Annotated in this window: 17 protein-coding genes; 1 reads left to right on the plus strand and 16 read right to left on the minus strand. The window is 71.9% G+C overall.

Features of this window, described 5'->3' with window-relative positions:
- Nucleotides 1-717 (plus strand): DNA alkylation repair protein (locus tag C1A38_RS27035; protein WP_353505541.1); only part of this gene is annotated, 717 nt, incomplete at its 5' end.
- Nucleotides 718-726: 9 nt separating this feature from the next.
- On the opposite strand, the gene C1A38_RS27040 is transcribed toward C1A38_RS27035, so the two are convergent.
- The 16 genes from C1A38_RS27040 to C1A38_RS27115 all read right to left on the minus strand — a co-directional run bounded on the left by C1A38_RS27040 (nucleotide 727) and on the right by C1A38_RS27115 (nucleotide 20637).
- On the minus strand, nucleotides 727-1353 hold the full coding sequence (locus C1A38_RS27040) for a response regulator transcription factor (RefSeq protein ID WP_102660532.1): 627 nt from the start codon (nucleotides 1351-1353) through the stop codon (nucleotides 727-729).
- Nucleotides 1354-1369: 16 nt separating this feature from the next.
- Nucleotides 1370-2539, minus strand: a complete 1170-nt coding sequence (locus C1A38_RS27045) for a sensor histidine kinase (RefSeq protein WP_102660533.1) — start codon at nucleotides 2537-2539, stop codon at nucleotides 1370-1372.
- A gap of 1 nt (nucleotide 2540) precedes the next feature.
- Entirely contained in the window at nucleotides 2541-2813 is a 273-nt protein-coding gene (locus tag C1A38_RS27050) for a TIGR04351 family putative TOMM peptide (protein ID WP_102660534.1), read from the minus strand.
- A gap of 101 nt (nucleotides 2814-2914) precedes the next feature.
- The gene (locus tag C1A38_RS27055) at nucleotides 2915-3253 is read right to left on the minus strand and encodes a TIGR04351 family putative TOMM peptide (RefSeq protein ID WP_158244947.1); all 339 of its coding nucleotides are present in this window, start codon (nucleotides 3251-3253) and stop codon (nucleotides 2915-2917) included.
- Nucleotides 3254-3548: 295 nt separating this feature from the next.
- Nucleotides 3549-4160: a response regulator transcription factor gene (locus tag C1A38_RS27060; protein WP_102660536.1), complete on the minus strand. Its 612-nt coding sequence runs from the start codon at nucleotides 4158-4160 to the stop codon at nucleotides 3549-3551.
- On the minus strand, nucleotides 4157-5314 hold the full coding sequence (locus tag C1A38_RS27065; protein WP_158244948.1) for a sensor histidine kinase: 1158 nt from the start codon (nucleotides 5312-5314) through the stop codon (nucleotides 4157-4159). Before C1A38_RS27065 ends, C1A38_RS27060 begins: the two co-directional genes overlap by 4 nt.
- Before the next feature lie 100 nt (nucleotides 5315-5414).
- Complete coding sequence (locus tag C1A38_RS27070; protein WP_102660538.1) at nucleotides 5415-6173, minus strand: ABC transporter permease; 759 nt, start codon at nucleotides 6171-6173, stop codon at nucleotides 5415-5417.
- The gene (locus tag C1A38_RS27075) at nucleotides 6170-7093 is read right to left on the minus strand and encodes an ABC transporter ATP-binding protein (protein WP_102660539.1); all 924 of its coding nucleotides are present in this window, start codon (nucleotides 7091-7093) and stop codon (nucleotides 6170-6172) included. Before C1A38_RS27075 ends, C1A38_RS27070 begins: the two co-directional genes overlap by 4 nt.
- Complete coding sequence (locus C1A38_RS27080) at nucleotides 7090-8652, minus strand: SagB/ThcOx family dehydrogenase (RefSeq protein WP_158244949.1); 1563 nt, start codon at nucleotides 8650-8652, stop codon at nucleotides 7090-7092. Before C1A38_RS27080 ends, C1A38_RS27075 begins: the two co-directional genes overlap by 4 nt.
- 29 nt (nucleotides 8653-8681) lie before the next feature.
- Nucleotides 8682-10946, minus strand: a complete 2265-nt coding sequence (locus C1A38_RS27085; RefSeq protein WP_102660541.1) for a TOMM precursor leader peptide-binding protein — start codon at nucleotides 10944-10946, stop codon at nucleotides 8682-8684.
- Nucleotides 10947-10959: 13 nt separating this feature from the next.
- Nucleotides 10960-14103 (minus strand): DUF4135 domain-containing protein, encoded by a 3144-nt coding sequence (locus C1A38_RS27090; protein ID WP_102660542.1) that lies wholly within the window; start codon nucleotides 14101-14103, stop codon nucleotides 10960-10962.
- Nucleotides 14103-16256 carry an ATP-binding cassette domain-containing protein gene (locus tag C1A38_RS27095; RefSeq protein ID WP_102660543.1) on the minus strand — a complete coding sequence of 718 codons (2154 nt, stop codon included), beginning with the start codon at nucleotides 16254-16256 and terminating at the stop codon, nucleotides 14103-14105. The genes C1A38_RS27090 and C1A38_RS27095 overlap by 1 nt, the downstream gene beginning before the upstream one ends.
- Complete coding sequence (locus C1A38_RS27100; protein WP_102660544.1) at nucleotides 16253-18496, minus strand: ATP-binding cassette domain-containing protein; 2244 nt, start codon at nucleotides 18494-18496, stop codon at nucleotides 16253-16255. Before C1A38_RS27100 ends, C1A38_RS27095 begins: the two co-directional genes overlap by 4 nt.
- Nucleotides 18496-19200 (minus strand): hypothetical protein, encoded by a 705-nt coding sequence (locus C1A38_RS27105; protein WP_102660545.1) that lies wholly within the window; start codon nucleotides 19198-19200, stop codon nucleotides 18496-18498. The genes C1A38_RS27100 and C1A38_RS27105 overlap by 1 nt, the downstream gene beginning before the upstream one ends.
- On the minus strand, nucleotides 19184-20434 hold the full coding sequence (locus C1A38_RS27110) for a cytochrome P450 (protein WP_102660546.1): 1251 nt from the start codon (nucleotides 20432-20434) through the stop codon (nucleotides 19184-19186). Before C1A38_RS27110 ends, C1A38_RS27105 begins: the two co-directional genes overlap by 17 nt.
- A gap of 5 nt (nucleotides 20435-20439) precedes the next feature.
- On the minus strand, nucleotides 20440-20637 hold the full coding sequence (locus C1A38_RS27115; protein WP_102660547.1) for a hypothetical protein: 198 nt from the start codon (nucleotides 20635-20637) through the stop codon (nucleotides 20440-20442).
- Nucleotides 20638-20910: the final 273 nt, after the last annotated feature.

A 20910-nucleotide genomic window follows, 5' to 3' on the forward strand; every position in this document is an offset into this window, starting at 1 on the left:
GGGGTGGGGGAGGTTCGGGCGGCGCTTGCGAGGGTGGCGGATGCCGAGCGGGCGGCGGGGGTGAGTCGGTATCTGCAGATGGTGCCGGGTGGGTACGGCGAGGGGGATCGGGCCATCGGTGTCAGCGTGCCGGAGCAGCGGCGGGTGGCTGGGCGGTACTGGCGTCAGTTGTCTCTGGACGATGTGGCGACGCTGTTGGGTGGCGCGGTGCACGAGGAGCGGCTGACGGCGATCTTCGTCCTGGTGCGCAAGTTCGCCAAGGGGGACGAGGTGGAACGCGAGGCCATCTACCGGCTGGTCCTGGCCAACACGGAGCGGATCAACAACTGGGACCTGGTGGACTCGTGCGCGCCGTACCTCGTCGGGCCCTGGCTGATCGACAAGGACCGCGCTGTCCTCGATCAGCTGGCCGGCTCCGAGCTGGTGTGGGAGCGGCGAATGGCGATCATGGCGACCTTCGCCTTCATCAAGGCCGGCGACTTCGGGTGGACCCTGCGGCTCGCCGAGCGGTTGCTGGGCGACCCGCACGACCTCGTCCACAAGGCCGTCGGCTGGATGCTGCGTGAGGTGGGCAACCGGGACCGGGCAGTGGCCGAGGAGTTCCTGTCCCGGTGGCACCGGGACATGCCTCGGGTGATGCTGCGGTACGCGATCGAGAAGTTCGAGCCGGAGCGGCGACGGCAGTATCTGTCCGGTGTGCTCACCCCGTACCGGTGAGGTACGCGGCTACAGCCAGCCCTTGTGGTACGCCACCCGGGCCGCCTCGTGCGGGTCGGGCGCCCCGGTCTTCGACACGGCGGCCACCACGTGCGCCTGGAGGGTCGCGCTCGACAGCCCGAGGACCGACCGCAGCGCCGCTACCGGCATGCCGTCGTGCAGCGCGGACAGGATGCCGCGTTCGCGCTGGGTCAGCGGGCCGGTTCGGGGACGTTCGGCCGGTCCGGCCGAGGCGGAACTGCTGTCGGCGAGTTCGATGTCGATGACCCGGCGTCCGGCGCACACGTCCCGGATGGCGCGGCACAGCCGGTCGCTCGGCGCGTCCTTGACCAGGAAACCGGCCACCCCGGCCTGCATGGCCCGGTCGAAGTTGCCCGGCGTGCCGACGCTCGTCAGCACCAGGATGCGGACCGGCGAACCGGCGTCCTTGAGCCGCTGGGCGGCGACGATCCCGTCCATGCCGGGCAGGTCGATGTCGACCACCGCGACGTCCGGCCGGTGCTGTTCGATCTCGGCCAGGATGGTGTCCCCGCGCGCGGTCTCCGCCACCACGGTGATGTCGCTCTCCAACGACATCAGGGCCACCAACGCACCCCGGATGAGGTTCTGATCCTCAGCCACCAACACCCTGATCATGGCTTCTCCTCGGTTGTCAGCAAGGTACGAGCACGGTGAGGACGAATTCGCCGTCGGCGCGGTGCCCGGCGGTGAGGGTTCCGCCCAGCGGGGCCAGTCGTTCGGCCAGACCGGTGAGCCCGCTGCCACCGATGTCGTCGGTGGGTGCGGGGGAGGCCGCGCCGTCGTTGGCGACGTCGAGGCGTACCTCGTCGTCGGAGCGGTGCATGCTGATGCGGCAGCGGCTGGCGCTGCTGTGGCGCAGCAGGTTTGTCGCCGCCTCACGGACGGCCCAGGCGAGCACCTCCTCGACCGGTGCGGGCAGGGCCTCGGCAGGTGTCGCGACCTCGCACCGCACGCCGGCGGCGACCAGGACGGACTGCACGCCCTCCAACTCCCGTTGCAGCGAGTCGCGGCGGTAGCCCTTGACCACGGTGCGGACATCGCGCAGCGAGTCGCGGGCGATGCCGTATACGTCGTTGAGTTCCGACCGGGCGCGGACCGCGTCGCGATCGAGCAGTCGCAGGGCGAGTTCGCTCTTGAGCGCGATGGCGGAGAGGTTGTGGCCCAGGGTGTCGTGCAGGTCGCGGGCGAACCGGACCCGTTCCGCGTCGACTGCGAGGCGGGCGACCTCGGCGCGGGCGGTGAACAGTTCCTCGATGAACGCGACGAGCACGATGATGCCGGCCAGGGCGGCACCGGTGAGCACGTCCTGCACGGTCAGGAAGACGACGCCCGGGGTGTCGAGCATGATCCGTTCCACCGTGATCAGGATGAGCACCCCGATGGCCAGGAGCAGGCCGTAGCGGGGACGGAAGGTGACCGCCACGGCGGCGAGTGCCAGGAAGCCGATCACCTGCCAGTTCCGGTCGACGAGCACGGGCAGCAGCAGCACGATGCCGGTGACCAGCAGGGCGTCCTCACGCCTGCGGTTGCTCCACGGATGGCGCATGGCGTGGGTGACGAGCCGGATGAAGGCGGTGGCGACGACCGCGAAGCCGCCGGCGCCGACGATCACCACCCACCAGGAGCGGCGCTCGGTGACTGCGGTGACGATCGGCAGCAGACCGAAGCCGAGCATGACGACCGTGAAGACGTACGCGACGGTACGGGTGACCACGACCGCCCGGGCCCGGCGGACCTGCCCGGCGGCGGGCGATCCCGCGCCCGCCGCCGGAGTGATTGACTGAACGGTGCCGGAGGTCATCTCAGGCACTCATTCCGACACAGGCGCCGGGGCAGCTGACGGTGCCGATCGTGGCCATCGCCGCGCCGGCGGTGGTGCTCAGGTCCTCGACGGCGATCTCGCCCGGTGCGGGCGGCAGGTCGGGGATCTCGTCGCCGGCGCCGAGCACGATGCCGTACTCGGCCAGAACGGCGGTGGGGTCGAGCTGGTATCGATCGGCGAGGGTGGGATCGGACCACGCGTCGGCGACCAACCGAGCAAAGCGGGTGCGGTGTTCCGCCGGTACAGAGGCCATCGGTTTTCTCCCTTCCACGCGATCGGCTGGGGCGCCCCGCGCTGCCTGCCGCTGACGGGGGGCAGCAGGACAGGCTGCGCGGGACGCCGGCACCGGGTGGGTCAGTTGGCGATCGGCTCTTCGATGCTGAACGTGCCGGCGGTGCTGGCCGTGAAGGCGGTACCACCGATGGTGCTGATCGAGCTCGCGCTGCCCAGCGTGCCCTCGGCGGCGCCGGCCGCGACGGCCTCCAGCGCCTCCATGCTCAGGTCGCCGCTCGGCTTCGGCGGCAGCAGCGGCGGGGCGACCGCGGCGGGGTAGTCGATGCCGTGCTCGGCCAGCACCTCGTACGGGGTGTTCTGGTAGCGGTCCGCGAACTCGGTGTCGGACCAGGCGCTCGACACGATCTTGGCAAACTTCCGGCGGTCCTCGTCCGACAGGACGTAGATCCCTTCGGCCATGACGATCCTCCTCGTACCGCGCCGGCGGGGGCCGGCGCTTGGGGATGTGCGAGGAGCGGACATCTGGACTGTCCGCTGCTCCGGTGGACGCACGATTGCGGCACCGGGCCGCCTCCGGAGAGTCACCGGTCTGCTGCTCTCCGGCGGATCGGCCACACACATGGTGGCGTCAGGCGAGCGATCTCAAACAGTCATCATCGACACGACCTGTGCATGACGAGTGTCATGTGCAACCGCCGGACCGTGGACACGACGACGCCACCCTCGCGCGGTGCGAGGGTGGCGTCGGTCCTGGTCAAGCGCTGATCCAGCCCCGGTCGCGGGCGATGCGGATCGCGTCCACCCGGTTGCGGGCCCCGATCTTCGACATGATGGCCGACAGGTAGTTGCGGACGGTGCCCGGTGCGAGATAGAGCTTCGCGGCCACATCGGAGACGTCGGAGCCCTTGGCGACGTGGGTGAGGACGTCTCGTTCGCGTTCGGTGAGCGGGTTGGGGCCATGGTGGAACGCCGCCACGACGATCTCGGAGTCGATCACCCGTTCGCCCCGGTGCACCCGTCGGATGGCGTCGGCCAACCGGGCCGGCGGGGCGTCCTTGGGCAGGAAGCCGGAGACCCCGATCAGCATCGCCCGGGCGATGTTCGCCGAGTCGGCGTGGCTGGTCAGCATGATGGTCCGGCAGGTCGGCAGCTGTTGGCTCAGCGCGCCGGCCGCCGCCAGGCCGTCGATGCCGGGCAGTCCGATGTCGAGTACGGCCACGTCGGGCCGGTGCGTCATCGCGTTGGGCAGGATCGCGGTGCCCTCGGCCACCTCCGCCACCACCTCGAGGTCCGGCTCCAGGGACAGCAGCGCGACGAGCGCACCGCGAACCATGTGCATGTCCTCGGCCAGCAAAATCCTGATCATCGGGTTGCCTCCACCATCGCTGCCTTCGTGGCCATGCTCGGCACGAAGACCACAAGTTCGAAAGATCCGCCACCGACCGGGCCGGCGTGCAGCTGCCCGTCCAGTTCGAGCAGCCGCTCCCGCAGACCTTCCAGACCGCTGCCCGCCGGATGCGGTGGTCCGGGAGGTACGCCGTCGTTGACGATCCGCAGCACGAGGCCGTCGTCCTGCGGTCGTAGGGTGATCGAGCAGTGCCGGGCGATGCTGTGCCGCAGCACGTTGGTGGCACCCTCCCGCAGGGCGAACGCCAACGGGGTGGCGGCGTCGGCCGGCAGAGTGTCCAGTGGCACGGTGTCCACCTCGCACTCGATGCCGGCCGAGGTGAGCACCGAGGTCACCCCGGTCATCTCACCGGCGAGCGAGACGCTGCGATACCCGGCCACCACCTCCCGGATGTCGCGGTGCGCCTCCCGGGCCAGCCCGATCACCTCGTTGATCTCCCGCTCCGCGGACTCCGGGCGGCTGTGCAGGACGGCGGCGGCCAACTCGCCCTTGAGCGCGATCGCGCAGAGCTGGTGCCCGAGCACGTCGTGCAGGTCGCGGGCGAAGCGCAGCCGCTCGACGTCGACGGCCCGGTGGGCGAGCGTGGCCCGCAGCCGGTGCACCTCCCACACCAGGGTCGCCATCTTCACGAAGCCGAAGACCACCGCGCCGGTCAACGCGACGCCGAGGGTGGCGTACGCGATGTCGCTGGGTTCCTCATGCACGAGCAGGGCGAACGGGATCTCCGCCAGCACCACCGCGAGGTAGGCGACGTAGGACAGCGGGGAACGCAGGGTGATCAGCAGCGAGGCGGCCAGGAAGGACGGCACGCCCAGCCACGCGTCGCCGGCCAGCGGGGCCGGCGCGTACGACAGGATCGCCTGCAACAGCAGGGTCCACGACCAGGTGACCGGCGGCTCCCCGCGCAGCCCGTGCCAGGTGTGCCGGAACTGCAGCAGCGCCACACCGGTCAGGGCCAGCAGGGCCAGCCCGGCGTTCGGCACCGGCTGCGTGGTGATCACGCGGGAAGCGGGAATGCTCAGGTAGGCGATGGAGAGGAGGAAGACCAGCGTCTGGGCGGTCCGTACGGCGACGCCTGTCGTCGCACTCGCCGTATGGGGCGCACTGCCCACGTCGACCATCTCTAGATTACCCCCAAGCACTTGCCCGGAAATCCTCACATTCATCGATGGGGGCAACAACCAGCCGAACAGATGCCGTTATTCGACCGCCCTACCGCTTTCCTTCCCAGCGGAAGAACCGCCGGGTGGTGATCACACCCACCGCCCACCAGACCCCGAGCACCGCCGCGTCCCGGGGCAGCGCGCCGCCGCCGTAGAACGCCGCCCGGACCGCGTCGGCCAACGCGGTGACCGGCAGTAGTTCCGCGATCGTCCGTAGCCAGTCCGGGAAGACCGACAATGGAACGAATATTCCCGAGCAGGCGAAACAGGCGAACAGCACGGGAATGCAGAGAATCTGAGCGCTTTCGGCATTGGGGATGAGCGCCGTGTAGGCGGCCGCCAACACGGCGAACACCGCGGTCCCGTACGCCAGGGCCACCATCAGCAGGATCGGATTGTCCGGCGCCGGCACGCCCAGGGCGAGCAGCCCGATGGTCAGCAGCAACACCAACTGCAACCCACTGAGGACGTACGCGGTGAGCACGTTGCCGGCCAGGATCGACCGGTTGGACAGCTCGGTGCCGCGTAACCGTTTGAGGATCAACGCGTCCCGGCGGCTGGTCAACGTCACCACAAGCGTGGTGAACGTGGAGTACACAGTGATCATGGCGATCATGGCGGTCAGGAAGTGACCCCGGTAGGGCACCCCGTCCCAGTCCAGGCCCGCCGGCACGGTGAACGGGATGCTGACGCACATCGCCACCGGCACCAGGAACGTCGGCACCACCAGGGCCCGGTTGCGCCAGAACAGCCGCTGCTCCAGCCGCCACACCGCCACCGACCCGCCGACCACCGTCACCGCGCTCATCGGTGCCCCACCTTCTGCGGCACGGCATCCACCGGACCGCGTTGCCGATCATCGATCAGCCCCAGGTAGACCTCTTCCAGGCTGGCCGGCCGGACCGCCACCTGCGGCAGCACCCGACCGCCGGCCGCCGCCCAGGCGAACACCTCGGCGGCCGTGTCGTCGAGCGTCCGGGTACGGATCACCACGCGACCGGCGGCGTACTCGGCCAGCCAGCCGGCGGGCAGATCCTCCGGCAGCCGGTCCGCGGCGAAACTGACAGTGCCCGTCCCGGCGGACAGCACGGTCGGCAGGTCGCCGGAGACCGTCAGCCGCCCGGCCTCCATCATCAACACCCGACCGGCCAGCCGCTCCGCCTCCTCCAGGTAGTGAGTGGTCAGCAGCACGGTCGTGCCGGCCTGCGCCAACCCCTCGATGACCTGCCAGGTGTTCTGCCGGGCCTGCGGGTCCAGCCCGGTGCTCGGCTCGTCGAGGAACAGCACCCGAGGCCGGTGCAGGATCGCCAGCGCCAGGTCCAGGCGGCGTCGCTGCCCGCCGGACAACCGGCCGACCCGGATCCGGGCCTGGGCGCGCAGGTCCACCAGATCGAGCACCTCGTCGCGGGGCAGCGGATCGCGGCCGAACCGGCGCCACGCCTGCACCGTCTCCGCCACTGTCAACTCACCGAGAAAACCGGCCTCCTGCAACATGATGCCGACGCTTCTGCGCACCGTCGCCCGGTCCCGGTACGGGTCGCCGCCGGCCACCCGTACCCGCCCCGACGTCGCCGCCCGGTGCCCGGCCAACACCTGCATGGTGCTGGTCTTCCCGGCACCGTTGCGGCCCAGCAGGGCCACCACCTCGCCGGGCGCCACCTGGAAGCTCACCCCTCGCACGGCGTGCACCGAGCCGTACGCCACCGTCAGGTCCTCCACCTCGATCATGATGGTTCCTCCGACGCGACGCGGTCGTGGCGGGCGGCGCTGAGCAACCGACCGGCCCGTCTCGCCCAGTCCGGGTCGTTGGCGCCGCGCCAGTTGGTCCGGCCCTGGTGCGGGTCGGTGCCGTCGGCCCAGCGCGGCAGGCTGCCGAGCATGAACTCACCGACCGACGACTCGACCTGCCAGTCCAACCCGAAGACCCGCGCCGACAGGTGGGCGTCGCCGCTGCCGAGGCCGCAGGGGGCCAGCCCCATCGCGGTCGCGACCAGGTACGCGGTCTGGTAGGCCACCCCGACGTGCTTGAGGGTGGCCGCGTACCCCATCGCGTCGTACTTCCAGGTCAAGCGTCCGAAGCGGGAGGTGAAGGTGATCAGCGCGTCGGGGGTGGGGGTGCCGCCGGTGGCCTGCGCGGCACCGGCGAGCAGCCCCTGGATCAGGGTCGGATCGTCGCAGACCTGGACCAGCCGGTGTTCCCAGGCGTCGTAGTGGTAGGCGGCCCGCGGCAGACCGGCCACCCGGTGCGCGGTGACGTAGATTTCCAGGTCGCCGGAGGCACCCCCGGTCGGGTACGGCCGGTCGACGCCCTCGTACGGCATCCGGTTGTCGTGGTCGGGCCCGTACACCGATCGCACCCGACCGACCCGGTAGAGGAACTCGCCGAGTTGCGCAAGCGTCATCGGCTCGACACCGAATCCCCGCACCGACCGACGGGCCTCCTGCACCAGCACCAGCGGCGGATCGGTGGCCCGCAACGCGTCGAAGTCCGGTCGGGGCAGTGCGACGGCCGGGCCGTCCGGGGCCGGTTTGACAGGCGGCAGCGGTGGTCGTACGTCGACGAAGGGGAAGGTGGCCCCGAACGACTCGTCGGTGCGCCCGCACCGGCTGCGGGAGTGGAAGTACAGCTCGTGCGGGTCCCACTGGTCGGCGGCCGGGTCGACCGCGTCGGTGAGCTGCGCGGCGGCGAGGAAACCGACCAGGTGCCGGATCGCGGTCTCGTCCAGCCCCAGCCGGACGGCCAGGTCCGCCACGGTGCGCGGCTCGGTGAGCGCGCCGACCAGGGCGAGCGCCTGCTCGTGCAGCACACTGACCCGAAACGGCGCGAGCCCCGACTCGACCACCATCCGGCCGTCGCGGCGGCGCAGCAGCGCCAGCCGGGACAGCGCCACCGCAGCATTGCCGGTGTACGGGCGGTGGGTGAACCGCAGGTCGCCGGTCAACGCGGTCACCCGCAGCCAGCCCGGCTCACCGGCCGGACCGATCTGCTGCTGCAGCGCGTTGCCGATCCGGTCGAGCAGCCAGTGCAGCCGGGCCAGCACGGCGATCTCGTCGTCGGTCGCGGTGGCCCCCGCGGTGGCCAGCGCCAGCCGCTCCAGGTCGGTAGGTGTCACCTCGGTCGTGGCGAGGGCCTGCAGCACCGCGACCATCGGCCGGTCGCGTTCGCCCACGGCGACCCGGCCGAACCGGGACCACAGGGTGAGCTGCCCGCCGCCGGGGGTCAGCCGGCTCGACGGGTCCAGCCGCAGGAGTCGCTCGTACGGCCGGGTCGACTGTGTCAGGGTCATCGCACCCCTTTCAACAACCATGGACGGGGTCACAGGAACATCGGAATGGGATTGAGGGCGTCCTCGGGCGTGGCCTGGTCGAGCCAGCCGAGCCGCACCGGTACGTCGTAGAGCCGCCCGGCACCGAACCGGGCCCAGAAGTGCCGCATGCCGGGCACGATCACCTTGACCACCGGCAGTTCCAGGTCGGGCCGGGTCTGGTCGAGCACCAGCATCTGCATGCCGGCCCGCTCGACGAGCCCGCGTACGGTGTCCACGTCGGTCTTCAGGTCGTCGGAGGCCAGGTTGCGGTGCGTGGTCGCGGTGGACACCTGCGCGGCCGGCGCCAGGTAGCCCTCCGATGCCAGCGTGGCGTGCCGCCACCAGCCCTGCTGGACCGGGTCCGGGTAGGCGTAGCCGCTGCCGTCGGGCTGCACGTCGATGACCGCCGGCAGGAACTGGTTCATCTCGCTGAGCGCCCGCTGCACCGCGGTCTTCGCGTCCAGGTGGGCGCCGAAGGCCATCAGGATGTCCTCGGCCGGCTTGTCGGTGCGGCGACTGATCGCGGCGGCCACCGGAATGCCGAGGTCGGCGGTCAGATCCAGCACCCACAGCTCGCGGTTGAGCCCGGCGTAGACCTCGCGGAACTCGTCGAACCACGGCTCGCCGAAGCTGTCCAGGTCGAACCGCGGCATGGTGAGCCGGTTGTACCACCACAGCGCGACGCTGTCGCGTTCGACAAGTTCCAGGAAACCCTGCAGCACGGCGTCCTCGATGCTCGACCCGGCGGCGTTGCCGTTGGAGCAGGCCGACGCGAACAGCTCACCGGGCCGGCTCGGGTACTGGAAGTACAGGTGCGCGGTCGGCACGTGGAAGTGCCGCTCGTGGGTCAGCGACCAGACCGGACTCCACTCGATCGGCCGGTCGACCGGCAGCGGGTCGCAGACGATCTGGAAGCTCGACCGTTGCGCCGCGTTCCACGCCACCCGGTTCTCGTGCTGCCGGGGGCTGTAGAGCTGCAAGTCGTTCGGGGCCAACGCCCGGTCACCCAACTCCGCCAGGGTGGCGGTGATCCGGGGTTCGTCGCCGACGAACAGGCCGCTGTAGCGTTCGATCGCCTCGCAGATCGCGCTGGCCCGGGCCTGGGTGTCGGTGGTGCCCTTGCCAGCCGCCATGCTGCGCAACCCGCTGCGCAGATGCCGCAGGTTGTGCACCCGGCGGGCGAAGTTGTGCCCGGCGTAGTACCCCTTGACGAAGTCCCGGCCGGTGGCGAAGGGACGCAGTTCCCGTACCACGCCGGTGACCGAGCTGACCTGCGGCGAATACCGGGCGAGCACCTCGTCGGGCCGCTGGGCCCGGTGGCCGCCGTCACCGGTGTAGGTCTTCGCCCGCGACTGCAGGCGTACCGGTGCGGCGAACCGCCGGGCGACCAGTTCCGGTTCCCCGCAGGACGGGCACTGCGGGCGGCGGTGCAGCGGATGCCGCTGGGTGTCGAAGTAGATCGTGTCGAGGGTGAGGATGCCGTCCTCCTGCTCGGTGCCGAGGCCGGCGACGTGCTTGACCGCCTCCAACGCGGTGAGCCGCGCACCGATGTCCCGGGTGGTCGGCAGGTCGGCCAGCGGCACCCGCAGCGGGCCGACGTGTTCGAGCTTGTCGCGCAGGTACTCGTCGACCTGCCGGTGCCCGGCCAGCCGGAACGCCACGCACGCCCAGCAGCCGTGCTCCCGGCTCGCCGGCTTGAACGTCGGGCCGATCCACAGCACCGAACCGACCGGCTTGGTGAGCAGCCACGGGCGACCGCTGCGCAGCGCCGTGTCGTTGAGCTCGGCCAGCTCCGGGTTGAGGTAGTTGTCGGTGGCCACCACCGACAGGTCGACCGGGCTCGCCGGGCCGGCGCCCACCGGCGTGACCCGCAGACCGGCGGCCTCGAGCGCGGCCAGCAGCGGCTCCGGGTCGACCTCGCCGACGACCGACAGGCCGACCGTGGCCGCGGCGAGCCTGTCGGCGACCACCTCGGCGCTGGTGCCGGCCATGTCCCAGAAGGCCGATTCACGTTGCGGCAAATCCGGGTCGACCCGCAGCACGACCCCCATCCGGACCAGCCGCTCGATGAGGTAGAGCACCCGCTCCGGCGGTTCGTCGGCCAGGGCGTCGAGCACGTCGTCGACGTCGTGCTTGCCATCCAGCAGCGGCAGGACCCGCTCGGTCAGCTCGCCCTCGATGACCTGGTGGCCACGCTCGGAGAACACGTACACGGCCTCGCCGGGCAGGTTCTCCACGCGCAGGTTGCGGCGTACCCGTGGACGGATCGTCATGGCATATCTCCCGTCAGCTCATCGTGCGAAGCGAGGTAACGTCCTCTTCGGCCAGAGCCAGGCAGGCCAGCCCGGCGGCCGCGAGACCGTCCACGGCGGACAACTGGGTCCGGTCGGCGCGCCGCCGGTCCGGGAACCAGCGTCCCTGGCTGGCGCGGCGGCTCAGCAGCGTACGGGCGGCGGCGTGCGCGGCCGTGTGCTGCTGTTCGTCTCCGTCGCCCCGCCAGGCCGCCAGGCCCAGCTCGATCCGGTCGAGCAGGTCGACGCTGGACGGTGACCCGGTCGGCGTCGGTGGCTGCGCCTGCGCGGGCCGGGCCCGGCCGAGCGCCGCCGAGGCCACCGTCGCCGCCAACCGGCCCCCCGGCGTGGACCCGACGGCCGGCGCCAGGTGCTCGTCGTCGAGGCTCAGGCCGTGCCGCTCGGCGTAGCGGGCCAGCGCCATCGCCACCCCCGGCGCCCCGGACGGCAACGCGTCGAGCAGCGCGACCCCGGCCGGGTAGACCGCCGGCACTCCGCGCGGCAGCTCGGTGAGGAGCTGCTCGTACAGGCTGGCGGCCAACTCGTCGGCCGCCGCGCAGGGCTGCGCCTCGGTGAGCTTGAGCAGGGCCAGCAGCAGCCCGGCCCGGCCGGTCACCGGGTCGGCGACGCTGGTGCCGGCGGCCAGCAGGTCACGGGCGGTGGGCACCAGGCTCTGCGCCTGGGCCAGCAGCTGCGGGTCGCCGATCACCTGCCCGCAGCGGGCCAGTGCGTAGATGGTCGCGCCGATGCCGACGAACCCGCCGACGGGCTGCCGACCGCCGGCCATCCGCCGGTAGAGGCTGGCCTGCCCGGCGACAGTGGTGAATTCGGTGGTGGCGGCCAGCGCGTCCTGCGCGAACGCCCAGTAGGTCGGCTTGCCGGTGGTCTGGTAGAGCTCGGCGAGGAAGACCGCGATCCCGGCGGTGCCGGTGAGCAGGTCCCCGTGCAGCGGTTCGAGTTGGTCGAGCCCGAACGCCGGGTAGTGGACCGCACCGACCCAGCCGTGCTGCCCGTCGCCGACCGGTACGGCGGCGGCGATGATGTCGTCGGCCGCCGCGCAGGCGCCCGCCAGGAGTTGACCGTGGTCGACCTCGGCCCGGAACGCCTTCGGGTGGTAGACCGAGATGCCCAGCAACGCCGGGTCGCGGCGACCGTCGGGGTCACCGGGCGGCGGGGCCCAGATCGGCCGGCCGCCGGAGGCGAAGTCCAGGCAGGCGGCCAACGCCTCCTCCGGCATCGGCGTGCCGCACTCGGCCCGTTCGACGAGTTCGTCGAGGCGGTCCCGCAGCCGCTGCCAGGCGGTGCCGGAGAAGTGGTTCTCGACCCGCGAGCCCTCCGGGGTACGGACCGTCGAGGTCATCGGCTCGGACTGGAACAGCGGAATGTCCAGCCGGCGCAGCGACTCGATCTCCCGCTCAATCATCTCCAAACTGTCGGTGCGGCGCGGGTCGGTGTGCAGCACCTCGCGGGCGCCCCGGAACAACCGGGCCAGCACGATCTCCCGGGCTACCCCGTCGGTCAACGCCAGCGGCCCGGACGCAACCTGGAGCATCGTCAGGTAGTCCCAGGTGCTGCGCCAGATGTAGCGGACCCGGGCCTGGGACAGCAGGTGCAGGGGACCACGTTCGGCGGCCAGCGCCCGGGCGTTGGCGACCAGGCAGGCGTCCATCTCGCGGTAACCGGTCAACACGTCGTCGGCGTGCGCCGCCGGGTCGACGTGACGGCCGTCGACGATCGGCCGGTACGGCGGCGGCTCCCACCCGTCCGGGAAACCGTCGGAGTCGACCGCCAACTGTTCCTGCATCGGCGCGCAGCAGCCGATGTCGTGTGCCCGCCGGCCCGGCATCCCGATCCTCGGGTACGACACGACGGCGGTCTTCGCGACGCTCTCCTCGATCTCGTGCCAGAGCGCCTCGGCGCGCGGGCCGAGCAGCACCGGCTTACGCATCCGGCCCTGAAGCACGTTCTCCAGGTCGATGAACATCGGCCGTTCACCGATGGCGATGAGGTTGTCCGCCCACAGGTCGCGGCACTCCAGCAGCTGCGCCAGCCGGGTGAGCATGCCGAGCCGTCGGTAGAAGCGGGCCGGGTCCTCGCCGCTGACGCAGGGCCGCGCCACGACGTACTCCTCCCAGCCGTAGCCGTCGCGCAGCAGCACCCGCCGGGTCGTCAGGTCCAGCGGCAGCCCGTGGGTGTTGAGGAAGGTCAGCACGTCCATGAAACCGGCGACGCTGCTGAGGTCCTTGGGCTTGTAGACGACCCGCTGGCCACCGGCGAACGACAACAGGCTGACCGTACGGCCGCTGTCGTGCAGGTCACCGGAGTCACCGGAGTACGAGGCGAGGGCGCCCGGGTCCGCCCAGGCCCACAGTTCCCGGCGCAGCATCGGCAGGTCCTGGTGCAGCCGGTCGAAGATCTCACCGACGGCCCGCTTGTAGTTGAGGCAGGTCACCCCGATCAGGTACGCCAGACCCGGCAGGCTCTCCAGCCGGCCGAGCCAGCCGAGCCGGCTGACGTCGATGCCGGCGCGCCCGTACCAGTTGACCGGGGTCGCCGCACCGTCGGCGATCTGGAGTTCGAAGCCGAGCGCGGCGTGGCACACCTTGATCAGGCGTTGCACCAGTTGCCCTGTGACGTCGTCGGCGGCCTCCGGCGTCAGGGCGACCCCACGCAGGTTGTTCTGCCGCAGCCCGGTCAGTCGGATCGCCGCCCGCTGGAAGGAGACGAACACCCCGCCGACGAGTTCGGCCGCCGGGTCCTGTGCGGCGGTGGGTGGCTGGGCGAGCAGGAAGTCCACCAGGGCGTACGCCCAGTCGGGCAGCTTGCCCGGGTCGCGGACGACCACGTCGACCAGGCCGGCGCCGAGGTCCCGGTTGGTCTGCTGGCGGTGCAGCAGCAGGGCCCGCAGGGACACGTCGTCGTCGGCGACGGCCGAGCGCAGCCAGCGCTGCGACCGTTCGGCGAGCTTACGACGCCCGCCGGTGCGGACCGGAGCGAAGTAGACGCCGGCCTCCCGCTCGTCGAACGGCGCGGCCAACGCGATGACGTTGAGCAGTCGTTCGTCGGCACCGCCGAGACCGAGCAGGGTGTCGGGAGCGGACATCGCACCCAGACCGAGGGATGCACTTGTTGTGGTCATCAGGTGACCTCCTGCCTGGCGACGAGTCGAGCGAACAGCGGTGCGGTGGCGACCAGATGGTCGAAGGTGCCCTCGGCCACGATCCGTCCGTTGTCCAGCACGTAAATGCGGTCTGCGGCACGGATGGTGCTGAGCCGGTGGGCGACGACGATCCGGGTGACGGCGAGATCGGCGATGCGGTCGGTCACCTTGCGTTGGGTGATGTTGTCCAGCGCGCTGGTGGCCTCGTCGAGCACCAGCACCGGCGGCTGCTTGGCCAGCGCGCGGGCCACCATCAGCCGCTGGATCTGACCGCCGGAGAAGGCCTTGTTGTCCTCGCTGACCATGGTGTGCAACCCCATCGGCATGTCCCGCACCTCGTCGGCCAGACCGGCCAGCCGCAGGGCCTGCCAGACGGCTTCGTCGGTGAGGTCCTCGGTGCCGGCGGCGACGTTGTCCCGGATCGAGCCGCGTACCGCCCGGGCCTGCTGGAGCACCACGCCCAGCTGCGCGCGGACCGCCCGTACGTCCAGCTCGGACAGGTCGCGCCCGTCGTAGCGGACCGCGCCGGAGCTGGGTGGGACGAGGCCGAGCAGGAGCCGGATCAAGGTGGACTTGCCGGCCCCGGACGGGCCGACGACGGCGATGAACTCACCCGGTTCGGCGGTGATGCTGACCCGGTCGAGGACGGGCCGACCGGTGCCGGGATAGGTGAAGGTGACCTCGTGCAGCTGCACCCGACCCCGCAGCCGCCCAGGATCCGCCGCGCCCGGCGCGACATCCGGCGGGGCGGTCAGCACCGGCACCAACCGGCGGTACGCGGCGACCAGGGAGAACGCCGAGATCACACCGCCCTGGAGCATGCCGACCGAGGCGGCGAACTGGCCCACCGCGATGCTGGCCGCGACGAAGGTGCCGAGCGCGACGTCCTGGCGCAGGGCCACCACGATGCCCAGCGTGGCCAGCAGGATCGGTTGCAGCGCCGCCGAGCAGGCCGCCACCCGCGCCTGCCAGCGCAGCGTCGCCGCGTCGGTGGACCGCTGCCGGGCGTATCGCTGCGCCCAGCCGGCGAAGATCCGCTCCTCCCGGGCCGCGACCTGGATCTTCTCGATCGCCAGCAGGGCGGTGTGCAGGAAGCCGGCAACGGCGGCGAACGCCTCCCGGTTGGCCAGCTCGTGGCGCTGTTGCCGGATGGCCGCATAGCTCGCCGCGGCCATCAACAGCACGGTCGCGCCGAGCACACAACCACCGACCACCGGGTCGACGAAGATCAGTGCGGCCAGGCTGACCAGACCGAAGGCGCTGCCGAGGACACCGGCGGCGACGCTGTCGGACAGCGCCTTGCGCATCTCGGTGACCGAGTTCGCGCGCTGCACCAGGTCACTGGTGCCCATCTCCTCCAGCGCGCGCAGGTCCCGGCTGAGCAGGTGACTCCAGACCGCCGGCTCCAGGCGGAGCTGCAACCGCCCCTGCAACCGGACCAGAGCGGCGTTGCGGGCCGAGAGCAGCAGCGCGTTCGCCACCACGAAGCTGGCGATCAGCGCGGCCAGGCTCCACAGCAGGTGGCCGCCGACACTGCCACCGGCCACCCCGGTGATGATCCACGCCGACAGGAACGGCAGGACACCACCGATCAGCGCGGCGAGCAACCCGGCAGCCAGCAGGAAACGCAGGTCGGGCCCGGTGCCCTGGGCGGCGAACCGGAGCAGGTGACGGGTGGTCACCGGTTGCCCGGCCGACAGTGGAGGGTAGACCTGCCAGGCGGTCCGGCCATACTCACCGGCGTCGGCCGCGGTGACCCGACGCCCGTCGGCGGTGCGGTAGCCGCGCCGGGCCGGCAGGAGCGCCACGGCCGGACCGGAAGCCGGGAAGACGATCAACGGTGCCGCACCGCGCCGGTACCAGCGTCCGTCGAGCCGTACCTCGGTCCAGTGCAGACCGGCGGCGCGCAACGCCGTGACCAGCCCGGTGCCGGGGGTGGGCGGCGGTAGGTCGTAGTGGGCGGCGAGGATCCGCGCGGCGTCGTCGTCCGGTCGCTCGGGCCGTTCGGCGGCGGCCGCGGCGAGCCGCCGCCAGGCCTCGTCGACCGCGGCGAGATCCGCGGTGGCCCGGCCGACGACGGTGTCGGACCGCTCAGCGGTCAGCGTGTCCATGATCGGGTCGACGGTGGTCATGCCGACCGCCCGTCGGTGGCCAGCCGGCGGTAGACGCCGTCGGTGCCGATCAGTTCCGCATGGGTGCCGCGTTGCACGATCTCACCCCGGTCGAGCACCAGGATCAGGTCGGCGTCCCGCACGGTCGAGATCCGGTGGGCGATGAACATGCAGGTGACCCCCCGTCGGCGAAGTGCTTCCAGGACCGCGAACTCGGTGGTCGCGTCGAGCGCGCTTGTCGCCTCGTCGAGCACCAGCAGCGGCGGGTCGGCCGCCAGCGCCCGGGCCAGTTCCAGGCGCTGCTGTTCCCCGCCGGAGAGGTTGCGGGCGTGTTCGTTGACCGCGCCGTGGTCCAGGCCACCACGCTGCTCGACCAGGCGGTCGATGCGGGCGTCGACCAGGGCGGCCCGCAGCCGCTCCTCGGGCAGGGTCGGATCCCACAGAGTCAGGTTGTCGCGCAGGTTGCCCTCGAAGAGTCGCAGCTGCTGCTCCACGTAGCCGATCGACGCGGCAAGCGTCCGGCGGGAGTAGCTCTCGCGGGGCCGGCCGTCGAGCAGCACCGCCCCGCTCCACGGTTCGGCCGCGCCGACGGCCAGCCTGGCCAGGGTCGACTTGCCGCTGCCGCTGACACCGACCAGGGCCACCCACTGGCCCGGCTCGACGGCGAACGAGATGTCCCGGACCAGCGGCGGGCGGTGCCGGTCGTAGCCGAAGCTGACTCGGTCGAACTCAATGCGGCCGGAGAGCCGGGCCGGCTGGGCGGGTTCCGGCGGCGCGTCCGGTGCCAGCACGGTGGCCCGGGCCGGATGCGGACTGGCGGCCAGGGCGTCGTCGATCACCGAGACGTGCACCCGGGTCACCTGGATCTCCGAGCCCAGCCCGACGAGCAGCCCGAGCGGGGCGAGCATCGCACCGCCCACCAGTTGGGCGGTGAGCAGCGTACCGAGGTCGATGCGGCCGGCGGCGACGTCGTGCGCGCCGACCAACGCCAACCCGGCCAACGCGGCCGGGCCGACCGCCGCGCTGAGCGCCATCACCCCCAGCGTCGCCGAGGCCAGCGCGTTGGCGGCGTCCAGGGTCCGGCCGGCGGACCGCGCCCAGGAGGCGAAGAGCCACCGCTCGGCGCCGTCGGCCTTTACCGACTCGATCATCTTGAGTCCGCTGTGCGCGGTGCTGTCCCGCCGCAACTGCTCGAACAGCAGCCGCTGCTGGTGCGGGCCCGCCCGCCGTCGGACCACGTTCAGCAGCACGATCTGTGCCGCCATCGCCAACGACATCACCACCAGCAGCCGGGGTGCCAGACTGCCGATGAACAGCCCGTACCCGGCCACGGTCACCGCGGCGGCGGCGGGCAGCACCACCCGCTCGGACAGCGCGATGGCCAGGCCGTCGTTCATCTGGGTGCGATTGACCAGGCCGCTGAGGTGCCGGCGGTGGAAGAACTCGCCGGGCAGCCGCAGCAGCGCGGTCAGGTAGCGGCTGGAGAAGCGGGTGGCCATCGCCGCCAGCGCGGTGGCGAAGATCCGCTGCTGGGCCCATCCGGCCAGCGCGGCTAGCATCGCACCGCCGACCAGGATCGCCAGCAACGCCGGCCGCCAGGCCAGGTCGCCGAGAATCAGCACCCGGTTGAGCACAGCCCGCATGGTCAACGAGGCCAGCAGGGTGGGCACCGCGGCGACGCCGCCGAGCAGCGCCCCGGCGAGGATCATCGGCGCGTACGGTCGGATGCGCTGCGCCACCGCGCGGGCGAACGGCCAGCGGTCACCGCCCGGCTCGAACTCCGGTGTCGGCGTGGCGACAAGTACCGGGCCGTTGGCTCGGGTGGCGAACTCGGCCGGGGTCAGCGGTAGCCGACCGACCGCCGGGTCGTTGATCCAGGCCCGACCGCGTCGGACGCCCTCCAGCACCGCGTAGTGCCGGCCGTCGAGGAACACCACCGCCGGCACCGGCACCCGGGCGGCCATGTCCAGGTCGGAGGTCTCGATCCAGCGTCCGGTGACCTTGAGTCCGTAGCCGGCGGCGGCCCGCGCGAATCCGGAGGCGGTCATCCCGTCCCGACCGACCCCGCAGCGGTCCCGCAGTTCGGCGAGCGGCACCCGTCGGCCGTGGTGGCTGAGGATGATGCTCAGGCAGGCCGCACCGCAGTCGGCGTCCTCCATCTGCGGCGTCTCGACGGTGCGTACGGCCCGCTGCCGGCGTGGCTGCGGCTGCGGTTCCTCCGACGGTGGCGTCGTGGCCTGGCTGTCGGCGAGCACGACCATCAGCGACCACCTCCGAGCAGCACGTCGACGGGCCGTTCGGCACCGACGATGAGGTCCAGCCGGATCGGGGTCAGGGTGGCGCCCGGCCAGGCCGACACCCCGAGGTCGACAAGGACCGGCCGGACCAGCCGCTCGTCGTCGTGTCCGGGCAGTCGCGCGATGCCGTACCGGCCGGCGAGATCGGCCGTGCTCAGCGGGTACGCCTCGACATGGGTGACGGTGCCGGTCAGGCCCGCGCCGCGGACCTGCGTCCCGGCCGGGACGGCGGCCGGCTGACCGGCGTCGAGCAGCAACAGCGCGGACAGCCGCTCATCGGCGCGGTCGACGACGCCGAGGGTGGCACCGCCCTTGACCTGCGTGCCGGGGCGGGCGGTCAGGGTGGTGAGGATCCCGGCCACCGGGCTGGTCACCGTCACCGCATCGTCGTCGTCCCCGCCGTGCAGGGTCAGCAGCACCTCTCCGGCCGCGACCGGCCGGCCGACGACCGCGCTGACCGACGCGACCGTGGCCGAGGCCGGTGCGGTCACCAGGGCCGGACCCGCACCGGCCAGCAGGATGCCGTCCAGCGACACCGTCGACTCGATCCGGGCGACCACGGCCCACGTCGTGCCGGCGCCGAGCGCCAGCAGCACGGCCGCCAGCAGGGCCCAGCTACGCCGAGTGGTCAGGCGTACGACGTCGTCCAGTTCACCGGCTCGTGGCATGGAGCCTCGCCTCCGCTCGCCTCGACAGGGGCTCGCCGGCCGGCGTGACCGTCACCGGCAGCGAGTCGTACGTGTTCAGGGCGGCGGTGTGCCGCCGCCGGGCCGGACCGGGTCCCGCCCGCAGGTGCTCGTACGCCGCCAGTTGTCGCAGCACCTCGGCGGCCTGGACCCGGGCCATGGCCGCGCCGAGACAGTGATGCGGCCCCCGCCCGAACGCGAGATGACGACCGGCACGGCCGGCCCGGAACTCGTCGGGATGCGCGAAGACGGCCGGGTCCCGGTTGGCCACCGCCCAGAGCAGGAACACCGGATCGTTGGCCTCGATCACCTGACCGTCCACCTCGATCGGTGCGAGCGCCCGCCGGGCGGCCAGCCACACCGGGCTATCGAGACGCAGGCACTCGTCGACCACCTCCGGGGCGTGGTCGGGCTCCCGGCGCAGCCGTGCAGCCAGCTCCGGGCGGCGCAGCAGCTGCGCCACACAGATCGAGATGGCCGCGGTGGCCGTCTCCAGACCGTTGATGAACAGCAGCACCACGAACGAGACGAACTCGTCGTGGCTGAGCCGGGCATCGGCGCCCTGGGCGGCGTCGAACAGTTCCGCGACGAGGTCACCGCCGCGATCGCGGCGTTGCGCGGCGAGATCGTCGATGAACCGGGTCATCTCGTCGACCTGGCGATGCACCTCGGCCAGCTGGTCGGCGGACTGACCGAAGCGGAACAGTTGGCCGGTCAGGGTCCGGGCCCACGCGTCGACCCGGGACCAGTGCTCGGTCGGCAGGTCGAGCAGCCGGCAGGTGGTGAGCACGGGCAGCCGCTCGGCGATCGCCGGCACCACGTCGAACTCTGCGTCGCCGGCCTGCGCGACCAGGTCGGCGACGAGGTCGCGGACGGTCTGTTCGAGGGCGTTGGTGCGGCGGGCACTGAACGCCCCGGACACGAGCTGCCGCAGCCGCCGGTGGGCCGCACCGTCGCGGAAGCTGAGCATCCGACCGAAGATCGACTCCAGTCGTTCCGACTGGGTCAGGGGCAACGGCGGGTCGCCGGCCCGCGGGTCGATCACCAGTCGCGGGTCACCGGCCAACCTCGACACCTGCTGGTAGCCCGACACCAGCCACAACCCGGCGGTACGCAGAACAGGCGCCTCGGCGTGCAGGCGCCGGTAGAGGGTCGGGTCGTCGCGGGTGGACGGGTCGAGCAGCAGCGCGTGCCCTGCCGAGGGCAGCCCGGACATCGGTGTTACTCCGGCAACGGCGTGCCGACCCAGCAGAACGTGCCGAGGCAGAAGCACGGAACCGGCTCGGTCGGCTCGGTGGCCAGGTTCTCCACCCGTAGCAGGTCCTGCGGGGCCCCGGCCTCACCGTCGAGCCAGGAGGCCGCGAGCGCGGCGGCCCGCGCACGGATCACGCTGATGCTGTCTGCTCCGAAGTCGCGCATGTCGTCTCTCCTGAAGTGGCGCATCGTGGTTCATGCACGGGCGAGCAATTCCGGCTAGGATGAAGCCAGCTGTGGGTATCTGGACTACCCACAGCTGTTTCGTGTCGGCTGTCCCGCGTGAACGGGCAGCCCGTCCTCACCCGACTGCTCTCCGTGCCACTGTCGGCTCGGCTGCGTTGCGGATCAGTTTTCCCGCACCCCCTCACCAGCGGTAGGGCACCGCGCACCTCCCACCCATGACACTTGTCATCCCCTACCCCACCCCACCCCACC

The sequence above is a fragment of the Verrucosispora sp. ts21 genome (genome assembly GCF_002879555.1).
Classification (GTDB): Bacteria; Actinomycetota; Actinomycetes; order Mycobacteriales; family Micromonosporaceae; genus Micromonospora; species Micromonospora gifhornensis.